Here is a 10,532-nt window from a genome sequence, read left to right as displayed (position 1 = left end):
TTACCATTTTTTTGTGAGGGCTTCCTGGATAACTTCATATTTGAGTTGCGTTTCGGCATACATCTTTTTCAGGCGGGCATTTTCCTTCTCCAGCTCTTTCATCCGAGCCATGAGCGAAACATCCATGCCGCCATATTTTGCCCGCCATTTATAAAATGTGGCGCTGCTTATGCCGTGTTCGCGGCAAAGCTCGGTCACGGGGATCCCATTCTCGGCCTGCCTCAAAATTCCCAAAATCTGGCTGTCGGAAAATCTGGACGCTTTCATGTAAAATCTCCGTTCGGGTCAGTATCGGAAATTCTACCCATAAACGCTACTTCTTTTTGGGGGGATTACCCGTACTATTAGGCTTTGTATGTAAAAAAATTGATGAATTTTTTGGATCAGATGAATGGGTTAAATTCTATAGAACAGTTGGATTTTCAGGCTTTCTAGTATACATTATTGATTTTTTGGTATCTATTTTTAAAAAATAACCACAACCACTAGAAACCACTATATTCCTAAAATGTTGGGGGGCAGAGGTGCCCAGTGTGCGGATTATGCAAGCTATAGCGCTACAGCACCGTACCGAATAAAAAAGGGAGCAACTAGAATTGTATAATTTAAAATATTGTTTAATTCAAATTAGTTATATAATACAGTCAAGTCCCGCTCCGGAATAGCAATAAAATTCCCGGATTCGTCAAAACGACAGATCCGGGAATTTGATTTTTGGGGCCAATTGGGGGACAGCTGGTCTGAAGAAGTGAGCCCGCCTCTGTTGACTGCGGCCGCCTTTGGCGGCCGCTTTTGCTCGCGTTCAAGCTGTCAGCACGTTGAAGCCCGCGGCAGTGAGCGCCGCCGCCGTCACCATGCCGGGGCGGATCAGGCGCAGGTCGCGGCCATTGCCCGTGGAAAGGGGCTCTACCACGGTAGAGGGCAGCCCGCCCCCCGGGGCCGGTCCGCCGCGCAAAATCCGTCCCGCGCGGCCGTGGATGGTCAGCCCGCCCAGGGCCGCCAGCAGACGGGGATCCAGATCTTCCGCGTTTCGGGCAGGGGTGCCGCCGCTGAGGTTGGCGCTGGTGGCCGTCAAGGGGCCGCCAGCCTCCCGGGCCAGGGCCGCCGCCAGGGGGTGCGGCGTCACGCGGATGGCCACTTGCCCTTGCGGGTTGACCAACAGCCTGGGCAGGCCGGGGCGGGCGGGCAGAAGCACGGTGAGCGGGCCGGGCCAGAAGGCCGCCAGCCCTGCGGGCAGGGCAGTCAGCAGGGCCGCCCGGTCCACCTGGGAGCTATCGGCGGCCAGCAGGGGCAAGGGTTTGTGGACGGGGCGTCCTTTCATCTGGTAGAGCTGGTTCACGGCTGCAGCCTGATCAGCCAGACAGCCCAGGGCAAAAAACGTTTCGGTGGGGTATATGAGTACGCCGCCGTCGCGCAGGCAGAGGGCCGCCGCCGTCACGTCGGAATTTACATAACCATGTTGGAGCGTCATGTCGGGAAAACCTTTACGCTGCGTCTTTGTGGGCAAGGTCAAGACGAATTTCTGGAAAGACGCCGCCGCCCACTATACGGCGCGCATTGCCCGCTGGCGGCGTCTGGACTGTACCGAGGTGCGCGACGGTTCCGGCGATCTGCCGCCGGAGCAGCGGAACGCCCAGGAGGGCCGCCGACTGCTGGAGGCTCTGGAACCCCAGGATCTTCCGCTTGTGCTGGACGAGCGGGGGGATCGGCTGACCTCGCCGCAGTGGGCGGAACTGTTGCGGAGCATGGATATAGAGGCGCGGGGACGCCCTTGCTTTGTGGTGGGCGGAGCTTGGGGGCTGGACCCCACGGTACGCGATCGAGCCTGCCGCATACTCCGCTTGTCGGATCTGACCTTGCCCCACGAACTGGCCAGGGTGGTCTTGCTGGAACAACTTTACCGCGCCGAGTGCATTTTGCGCAAGGTGCCGTACCACCACTGAGCGGGGCAGGGGCAGAAGCCCTGCGACGGCAAAGGCGGCGGCTGGCTAGCCGCGTCCGCTCCCGATTTTTCCCTGCGCCACGCGGGCGGCGAAGCGGCGCATGGTCAGGTGGCAAAGGGCCACGGCCAGGGCGTCGGAGGTGTCCAGGGCCCAGGGGGTCTCGGCCTCCCGGACGTTGAGCAGCTGCCGCACCATAAAGGCCACCTGCTCTTTTTCCGCCCGGCCTGTGCCCACCAGGGATTTTTTGACTAAGGTGGGCTCGTAGTCCCGGATGGCGAGGCCGTGGGCTGCGCAGGCCGCCACGGCCACGCCCCTGGCCTGCCCCAGTTTCAGTGCGCTAGCGGCGTTTTTGGCGGTAAAAACCTGTTCAATGGCGGCCTCCTGCGGTTGCAGCCGCGTGAGGATGCCGTCAAGATCCCGATATATTTTCGCTAGCCGGTCGCAGAATTCCCCGCCCGCGGCGGCGGTGCGCACCACGCCGCAGTCCACCAGGCGCAGCACGCCGGAAACTTCGCGGACCACGCCCCAGCCCGTGCGCTGGGAGCCGGGGTCAATGCCGATAACCGTGACGGGGCCGGTGACCGTTGCGGGCTGCACGTGCGCCTCAGAGCAGGAAGGAGGTGATGACGTAGTCCGCCGCCAGAATGAGCACGCAGGAGCTGACCACTGCGGAGGTGGTGGCATTGCCCACGGCTTCCGGCCCCATGCTGTCGCGCCGTTTGTTGGCGTAGTAGCCCTGACGGCAGCAGGTGGTGGCCACCAGCAGGCCGAAGACGACGGATTTGAGAAAGCCGCCGTTAACGTCCGTGGCTGTGACGGAAAAGGCCATGCGGTAAAAATAGGTGCCCTCGTTGATGCCCAGCATGAGTACGCCCGTAAGGTAGCCGCCCAGGATGCCGATGACGTCAAAGACGGCCGTGAGCAGAGGGAAAGAGATAAGCGAGGCCAGCAGGCGCGGGCTGACCAGATAGCCCATGGAGTTGATGTCCATGACGTCCAGGGCGTCGATCTGATCCGAAATGCGCATGACGCCGATTTCCGCCGTCATGGAGGATCCTGCCCGGCCGGTGAGCATGATGGCCGTGAGCACGGGCCCCAGCTCGCGGATGAGGGTCAGGGAAACGGCCGAGCCCAACATGGCCACGGATCCGAACTGCACCAGGGTGTAGTAGCCCTGCAGCCCCAGCACCATGCCGCAAAAAATGCCGATGAGCAGGATGAGGAACAAGGATTTGGAGCCGATGACGTAGATTTGCTGCAGGGTGCGCGGCAGAATCTTGCGGCTGGCGAATATCTGGGCGATCCCTTCCAGCAGGAACAGGGCCGTGCCGCCCAGAGCCTGCAGGCCGCGCAGGGTGGCGCGGCCCAGGGCGCGCAAAGGGACAGTGGGGGAGAGGGCCGTCATGATGCGTTACCTCGATCAGCGGCCTGTCTTGCGGCTTTTGCCCGCAACGGCCTTTTTGGACTTGAGCAGCGGCGCGCCCAGGCGCATGCGCTGGAGTTCTTCCCGCAGGTTGGCGGCGTCCAGATCCGTGCCGCGCAGATTGACCAGCACCAGATGCAGGCTGCCCTTTTTTTGCAGCCGGGTGCGCAGGCCCTGGCCTTCCAGGCGCGAGCGCAGCTTGTCCGCATCGTCCGCGTTGTTGAAGGCCGCCGTCTGGAAGACAAAATCGTAAAGGGGCTGGGCGGCCTGGGCACGGGGCTGCGCGGTCTGCGTTGCCTTTGTCCGGGCCTGCCCTTCGGGTTGCCCCGCTGGCTGCTCTGGCCCTGCGGCCTGCAGGGGGGCTTCCTGCTCCGGTTTGATGCCCCAGGCCGCCAGGCCGCCGCCGCTGGGCCGGGCAAAGGGATAGGCGTTCTTGCCCTGGGGTTGTGGGCCCTGGGGTTGCGGGCCCTGGGATTGCGGGCCCTGGGGTTGCGGGCCCTGGGATTGCGGGCCCTGGGGCTGCGGGGCGGGGGGCTGGCCTTTGGACTTGGCTGCCGTTGCGCTGTCCGCTTTTTTACCGTCACCTGGGGCGCTTCCGGCTGCGGATTGCGCGGCGGCCGGGGCGGGGCCCGCAACGGCCGGGTCCGGCGCTGCGGCCTCAGGGGCGGGCGTCTTGTCCGCCAGGGCTTTGTCCTTTCTGGGCGCATTGGGCTGGGCTGCGCTCGCCGCAGGCGCAGCCGGCGCGCCGCCCAGCCCGGTGAGCTGCTCCACGCGCTGTTCCGGGTTCTGGCCGCGTCCTACCATATATCCCATAAAGAAGGACCAGCCCACGGCCACCACCAGCACGGCGGCCAGCAGGCCCGCCACAGGCAGGGACAGGCGCAGGGCGAAGCGGCGCTCTTTTTCCGGCGCGCCGCCCGCGGCGCGGACTCTGGGTTTGCGTACTGGACCGGCCATGCGTCTCCTGAAAAAATGTTTGTCAGCTGCGCCGCCCGGCGCGCGGTTCCGGCGGCGGGTTGCGCGGCATTGTTGCCCCGGCGGGCCTACATGCTTTCCGGCGCGCTCACGCCCAGCACGTCCAGGCCGTTGCGCAGCACCTGCGCCACGGCGCGCAGCAGGGCCAGGCGGGCCAGGGTGCGGGGCGCGTCGTCGGGCAGCAGCACCTGGTGTTTGGCGTAGTAGCTGTGCAGCAGGCCCGCCAGCTCCGTGAGGTAGTGGCTCACATGGTGCACGCCCAGGTTGCGGGCCGCCGCCGCAATCATGTCTTCAAACCCGGCGGCCTTGCGCAGCAGGGCCAGGTCTTCCGGGGTGTCCAGCGGGGCCAGATCCGCCGCGGCCACGGCGGCGGGCAGGGTCGCCCCCCGTTCCCCGGCGCGGCGCAGCACGGCGCAGATGCGCGCGTGGGCATACTGTACATAATACACGGGGTTGTCCAGGCTGCGCTGCTTGACCAGATCCAGATCAAAATCCAGGGGGCTGTCGCTCTTGCGGGAAAGGAACATAAAGCGCGCCGCATCCACGCCCACTTCTTTGATCACGTCCGCCAGGGTCTCAAAGGTGCCGGCGCGGGTGGACATGCTCACGGGCTTGCCGTCCCGCAGCAGGTTGACCAGCTGGATGAGCACCACGTCGAAATCTTCCTGCGGCCGCCCCATGGCCGCAACGGCGGCGCGCATACGCGGCACATAGCCGTGGTGGTCCGCGCCCCAGACGTCGATGCACCACTGGTAGCCGCGGGCGTATTTATCGTGGTGGTAGGCGATGTCGGAGGCAAAATAGGTGAGGCTGCCGTCAGACTTGCGCAGCACGCGGTCTTTGTCGTCCCCCAGCTTCTGCGTGGCGAACCAGAAGGCCCCGTCCTGTTCGTAGGTATAGCCCGCGCGGGTCAGAGCGTCAAAGGCGGCGGCCACGGCCCCGCCCTCCACCAGGGTTTTTTCGGAGAACCAGTGCTGGTGCTCCACCCGGAACTCCCGCAGGTCCGCCTTGATGCCGTTGAGGATGTCCGTCATGGCCTTCTCGTAGCAGACGTCCTGGCCCTGCGCATCGGGCAGGTCCGCCAGGGAGGGGTCCGCGGCGAGCATCTCGCGGGCGATGTCGATGATGTAGTCGCCCCTGTAGTATTCTTCCGGCCAGGTGACAGGGCGGCCCGCCAGCTCCTGCGCCCGCAGCCAGACGGAAAGGCCCAGCAGGCGCATCTGGCGGCCCGCGTCGTTGATGTAGTATTCCGTATCCACGGCGTAGCCCGCCCGGCGCAGAAGCCGGGCCAGGCTGTCGCCCACGGCGGCCCCGCGGCCGTGGCCTACATGCAGCGGGCCTGTGGGGTTGGCGGAGACGTATTCCAGCAGCACCTTGCGGCCGTCGCCCGCCGCGCTCGTGCCATAGGCCGGGCCTGCGGCCTCCACGGCGGGGATCACCCCGCGCCAGTAGTCCGGGCTGAAGGTCACGTTGCAGAAGCCGGGGCCCGCGGCTTCCGCGGCGGCCACATCCTGGCAGCGCTCCGGCAGGCGGGCGGCCAGGCGCTGGGCCAGCTCACGCGGACTGGTTTTGGCCTCTTTGGCCAGAAGCAGGGCCAGATTGGTGGAAAGATCGCCGTGTTTGGCGTCGCGCGGTGGTTCAATAACGGTTTTGGCAGGCCAGGGCAGGCCTTCCTCTTCAAGAATGGCCGCAAGGGCCGTGCGCAGGGTTTCTGTGGCGCGCATAAAAATGGGTGTCCTTCTGCTGTCTTGCGTGGGGAACGCGGGGCAAAGCCGCCGCGGGTCAGTTTTCCAGGGCGGCGGCGCTTTCGCCGTCGCAGACCAGATCAATGCGTAACGTGGCGGGATCGGCCAGGCTGCTGAAGCAGGGGGCCACCATCTTGCCCAGCAGGGCTTTGGGGCCCAGCTCCAGCCAGCGGCGCGCGCCGTCGGCGTACTGGCTGCGGACGGCGTCCATCCAGAGCACGGCAGACGTCATCTGCTCCAGCATGGTCTCCCGCGCGCTTTCGCCATCGCGCACGGCCTTGCCCGTAACGTTGCTGTACACGGGGAAGCGGGGCTTGCGCCACACGGCCTTGCGCAGCTGCGCGCCCAATTCCCGGTTGGCCTCGGCCAGCAGGGGGCTGTGGAAGGCCCCGCTGACCTTGAGCTCCAGGCCGCGGCCTTTATGCTCCTTGGCCTTTCGGCAGGCCAGCGCCACGGCCTCTTTGGCCCCGCTGATCACGAACTGGGTGGGGGTATTGTAGTTGGCAATGCGCAGGGGGCCTGCGGCGTCGGCCAGGGTTTCCTCCACCAGCGCCTCCACCTGTGGCTGCTCCAGCTTGAGGATGGCGGCCATGCCGCCCAGACCCTGAGGATCGGCTTCGGCCATAAGGCGGCCGCGCAGGGCGGTGATTTCCAGCACGCTCTGGGGGCTGAGCACATCTGCGGCGGCCAGGGCGTTGTATTCGCCCAGGCTGTGGCCCGCGGCCCCGCAGGGGCGCACCCGGCCGGACACGGCCCGCCAGAGGTTCAGCCCCACCACGGTGAGGGCGGGCTGCAGGGCGCGGGTATCGCTCATGGCGGCCTCGTCGCCTTCCCAGTATATTTCGCGCAGGGGCAGCCCGCTGCAGCGTTCGGCCTGTTTCCAGAGATCCATGGCTTCAGCGTCGGCGTCGGCCAAGTCGCGCCCCATGCCGGGCAGTTGCGCCCCTTGACCGGGGAAAAGCAGAATGGGCTGGGTCATGCGAAATCCTCCCTCTGCGCGCGTGTGCGCGCAAGCCCTTTTTTCTACGTTATCGGCGCGGGGCTTGCAAGTCCCGTCCGCCGAGGATATGGGTAATGGCCGGCCGCGACGTCGGTGCGGAGAACAAGGATACGGAATCATGCAGCAGGAAACGGTAGACAGGGCGGCGCTGGCCCGCCTGGCGACGGACGCTGGCGTGGCGCTGCCCCCGGCGGCGGTGGAACCTTTGGCGGTATATCTGGAATTGCTGGCCCGCTGGAATCGGGCTATGAACCTGGTGGGGCCGCACGCCTGGCGGGAGATTTTTAACCGCCTGGTGGTGGACAGCCTGCACCTGGGGCCTTTTTTGCGGCGGCTGCCCCTGCCCGCGGCCCCCTTGACCTGGGATCTGGGCGCGGGCGCGGGCCTGCCGGGGGTGCCCTTGCGGCTGATCTGGCCCGACGGGGCCTACTATATGGTGGAAGTGCGCGAAAAACGCGCCATCTTTCTCTCCAATGCCCTGGCCCGCCTGGACCTGCCCGGCACGCACGTTTTTCGCGGCGCGGTGGAGCACTTTTTTCAGGGTCAGTGCTGCCCGGCGGACTGCATTGTAAGCCGGGCCTTCATGCCCTGGCGGGAACTGCTGGACCTGGTGCGCGACCGGCTGCGGCCGCAGGGCCTGCTGGTTTGCCTGGCCCTGGAGCCCGCGCCTGCCCGCCTGCCCGCGCCCTGGCGCTGCGTGGACCAGCAGTCCTACACGGCGGCGGGCCACGGCCGCTGGCTTTGGGCGCTCAGCCCTGACGCAGCGGCCTGAACAACCACGGGAGCCCGCCTATGGACCCATTGGCGCAACCGGCCAACGCTCCGTCCGTGCTGCCGCAGCCTGCGGACGACAGCCGTTCCGCGTCCTCGGCCGCGGCGGGCCTTGAGGTGACGGTAACGCCGCCCCCGGCGGTCTCCCTGCCGCGTTTCTGGCTCAGGGGGCTGTTCTGGGGGCTGGTCACTCTGGCCCTGGCCTTCGGGCTGCGCATGCTGGAATGGCCCTGCTGGCAGAACCCTGAATACCGCCTGGGCCAGGAGTGGCTGCTGGCCACCCACGACGCCTACCACTGGGTGGCCGGGGCCGAGGGCTTCGGCCGGGCCGTGGGACACCCCATGGCCGTCATGCTTAAGGTTCTGGCTGATCTGCTGCACACCTATCCAGCGGCAGTGGCCTTCTGGTTTCCCCCGGTGCTGGCCAGTCTGGTAGCCGTCATCGTCTTTGCCTGGGTCTGGGCCCTGGGCAGCCTGGAGGCAGGCGTGGCGGCCGGGGTGCTCACCACTCTGGCCCCGGGCTTTCTGGCCCGCACCATGCTGGGCTATTACGATACGGACCTGGTAACGCTGTTTTTCCCGCTGCTCATGACCCTGGCCCCGGCCAGCTGGGCCATGCGCTACATGCTCCTGCCGGGCATGGTGCTGCGCCGTCTGGCTCTGGGGGCCGGGCAGCTGCGCCTGCGCCACCTGTTCCGGCGCAACGCGCCGCCGCCTTTGGCCGCTTTGCTGACGCGGGAGGAGCATTTGGGCAACCCCTTGCGCTGGCAGTGGGTGGTCCTGCTGAGCTGTTCCGGCGTGGTCTCATGGTGGACGCAGGAGTGGCATTCGGTCTTTCCCTACCTCATCCGCTACAATGTGGGCCTGCTGGCCTTCATGAGCCTGGTTATGGCCCCGCGCGGCCGACGCGGGCTTCTGCTGCTGGGCAGCCTGGCCTACGCCCTGCCCACCCTGGCCGGGCCCGCGGGCCTGCTTTGCAGCTTGGCGCTGCTCACGGCCGGGACGCGGCCGGGCCACCGGTTGCTGCGGCTGCTCTGCCGCCCCTGGGCGCTGGCTCTGCTCTGGCTGGGGACGGCCGCGCTTATGCTGCAGGGGGACATCCTGACCACCATCGTCAACCAGGCCAACGCCTACCTCAAACACGCGGGCGACGTGAAGAGCACGGGCGAGGGCGCGGTGCTGGTCTATCCCTCGGTGGCCCAGTCCATTATTGAGGTGCAGGATCTGAGCCTGGCCGAGCTGTTTCCTTACTTCCACCCCTGGATGGAGGCCGCCGTGGCGGGCCTGCTGGGTTTTATCCTGGTGGCTGTCCGCCGGCCGGGGGCGCTTTTTCTGCTGCCCCTGGCGGCGCTGGCCCTGCTGAGCACCAAACTGGGCGGGCGCATGGTCATGTTCGGCGCGCCCGTGGCGGCCGTGGGCCTGACCTTGCCCCTGTTCTGGCTCTGGCAGCGGCTGCTGCGGGCCAGACTGCGCGGCAGCGTGGCCGGGCTTTTGACCTCCGGCGTGCTGCTGGCCCTTTTGGTGGCCCCGTTTGTGGACATGATTCCCGCCATGTCGCAGGGCCCCATGATCAACCGTCGGCATGCCGACGCCCTGACCCGCGCCCGCACCATGACGCCGGAAAATTCCATGCTCTGGCTGTGGTGGGACTGGGGCTACGCAGCCCACCATTTTGCCCGCCGCCCCACCATCGCCGACGGCGCGGAGCACGCCGGGCCCTCCCTTTACCTGCCGGCCGCGGTCTTTGCCACGGATAACCCGCGCTTCGCCCGACAGCTCATCCGCTATACGGCCCAGTGCGGCAACGAGCCGGGCAAGGTTTTCGAAGGCCTGGATGGCCGGGAAGCGCAAGCCCTGATGGACAAGCTGCGCTCGCCGGAAACGCCGCTTATCGCGGCCCAGGGGCGGGTCTTTCTGGTGGTGAGCTTCGAGATGCTGCGCCTGGGCTTCTGGATCAGCAATTTTGGCAGCTGGAACTTTGTCACCCGCAGCGGCGAGGGCGGGGCGCTTTCCATTGTGCCCCAGGCCCTGGCCTATAAGCTGGACTCGGGCGAAGTGCGCCTGGAGGGCAGCACCAGCGCCATTTATGCCGCCTCCATCAGCGTTTTTGAGGAAACGGGCGTGAGCCGCCGGGACTATGTGCAGGAGTGGTTCGCCGCCCATCCCAAGGCCACGCAGGAGGAGCAGAACGCTTTTCTCGCCGGACGGCGCAACGTCAACTTTCTCTTCAACCGCGTTACCGGCGAAAAGCTGGCCGTGGACGCGCGCCTCTACAATTCCCTCATGGTCCAGCTGCTTATGGGCGACGCGCACAATCCGCGTTTTTCCCCCTATTTTAAGCTGGTCTACGATAACGTCTTCGCCCGCATCTACGAAGTGCTGTAAGGGGAAGTGCTGTGGGTAATCCTCCCAAAAAGAAGTAGCGTTTATGGGTAGAATTTCCGATACTGACCCGAACGGAGATTTTACATGAAAGCGTCCAGATTTTCCGACAGCCAGATTTTGGGAATTTTGAGGCAGGCCGAGAATGGGATCCCCGTGACCGAGCTTTGCCGCGAACACGGCATAAGCAGCGCCACGTTTTATAAATGGCGGGCAAAATATGGCGGCATGGATGTTTCGCTCATGGCTCGGATGAAAGAGCTGGAGAAGGAAAATGCCCGCCTGAAAAAGAT

At 65.6% G+C, this 10,532-nt stretch carries 10 protein-coding genes and 1 pseudogene; 4 read left to right on the top strand and 7 right to left on the bottom strand.

Features of this window, described 5'->3' with window-relative positions; genetic code table 11:
* Window positions 1–6: 6 nt before the first annotated feature.
* Both BLS55_RS11650 and BLS55_RS11645 read right to left on the bottom strand, forming a co-directional pair.
* A pseudogene (locus BLS55_RS11650) lies at window positions 7–267 on the bottom strand (transposase); the annotation flags it as partial.
* A gap of 535 nt (window positions 268–802) precedes the next feature.
* A complete protein-coding gene (locus BLS55_RS11645) occupies window positions 803–1,471 on the bottom strand; it encodes an L-threonylcarbamoyladenylate synthase (protein ID WP_092155397.1) in 669 nt (222 codons plus the stop codon).
* Here BLS55_RS11645 and BLS55_RS11640 point away from each other — a divergent pair.
* Complete coding sequence (locus BLS55_RS11640; RefSeq protein WP_092155395.1) at window positions 1,470–1,943, top strand: 23S rRNA (pseudouridine(1915)-N(3))-methyltransferase RlmH; 474 nt, start codon at window positions 1,470–1,472, stop codon at window positions 1,941–1,943. The two genes, BLS55_RS11645 and BLS55_RS11640, sit on opposite strands and share 2 nt — an antisense overlap.
* A 45-nt stretch (window positions 1,944–1,988) precedes the next feature.
* Here BLS55_RS11640 and ruvC read toward each other — a convergent pair whose 3' ends face one another.
* The 5 genes from ruvC to BLS55_RS11615 all read right to left on the bottom strand — a co-directional run bounded on the left by ruvC (window position 1,989) and on the right by BLS55_RS11615 (window position 7,065).
* The gene (ruvC, locus tag BLS55_RS11635; protein WP_257243245.1) at window positions 1,989–2,540 is read right to left on the bottom strand and encodes a crossover junction endodeoxyribonuclease RuvC; all 552 of its coding nucleotides are present in this window, start codon (window positions 2,538–2,540) and stop codon (window positions 1,989–1,991) included.
* A 7-nt stretch (window positions 2,541–2,547) separates the two neighbouring features.
* Window positions 2,548–3,348, bottom strand: coding sequence for an MlaE family ABC transporter permease (locus BLS55_RS11630; RefSeq protein ID WP_092155391.1), 801 nt, complete (start codon window positions 3,346–3,348; stop codon window positions 2,548–2,550).
* A 15-nt stretch (window positions 3,349–3,363) separates the two neighbouring features.
* Window positions 3,364–4,323 carry an SPOR domain-containing protein gene (locus tag BLS55_RS11625; RefSeq protein ID WP_092155389.1) on the bottom strand — a complete coding sequence of 320 codons (960 nt, stop codon included), beginning with the start codon at window positions 4,321–4,323 and terminating at the stop codon, window positions 3,364–3,366.
* A gap of 86 nt (window positions 4,324–4,409) precedes the next feature.
* A complete protein-coding gene (gene argS, locus BLS55_RS11620; protein ID WP_092155387.1) occupies window positions 4,410–6,065 on the bottom strand; it encodes an arginine--tRNA ligase in 1,656 nt (551 codons plus the stop codon).
* Window positions 6,066–6,123: 58 nt separating this feature from the next.
* Complete coding sequence (locus tag BLS55_RS11615; protein WP_092155386.1) at window positions 6,124–7,065, bottom strand: ACP S-malonyltransferase; 942 nt, start codon at window positions 7,063–7,065, stop codon at window positions 6,124–6,126.
* Between the two features lie 139 nt (window positions 7,066–7,204).
* Between BLS55_RS11615 and BLS55_RS11610 the strand changes: the two genes are divergently transcribed.
* The 3 genes from BLS55_RS11610 to BLS55_RS11600 all read left to right on the top strand — a co-directional run.
* Window positions 7,205–7,858, top strand: coding sequence for a 16S rRNA (guanine(527)-N(7))-methyltransferase RsmG (locus BLS55_RS11610; protein WP_092155384.1), 654 nt, complete (start codon window positions 7,205–7,207; stop codon window positions 7,856–7,858).
* A gap of 20 nt (window positions 7,859–7,878) precedes the next feature.
* Complete coding sequence (locus tag BLS55_RS11605; protein WP_092155382.1) at window positions 7,879–10,242, top strand: STT3 domain-containing protein; 2,364 nt, start codon at window positions 7,879–7,881, stop codon at window positions 10,240–10,242.
* An 84-nt stretch (window positions 10,243–10,326) separates the two neighbouring features.
* Window positions 10,327–10,532, top strand: a 206-nt coding sequence (locus BLS55_RS11600) for a transposase (RefSeq protein ID WP_143339571.1), incomplete at its 3' end; no start/stop codon positions are given.

The organism is Desulfovibrio legallii (assembly GCF_900102485.1).
Taxonomy (GTDB): Bacteria; Desulfobacterota; Desulfovibrionia; order Desulfovibrionales; family Desulfovibrionaceae; genus Desulfovibrio; species Desulfovibrio legallii_A.
Note: the sequence above shows the minus strand (reverse complement) of the source record. Positions and strands in the feature narration are given on the sequence as shown.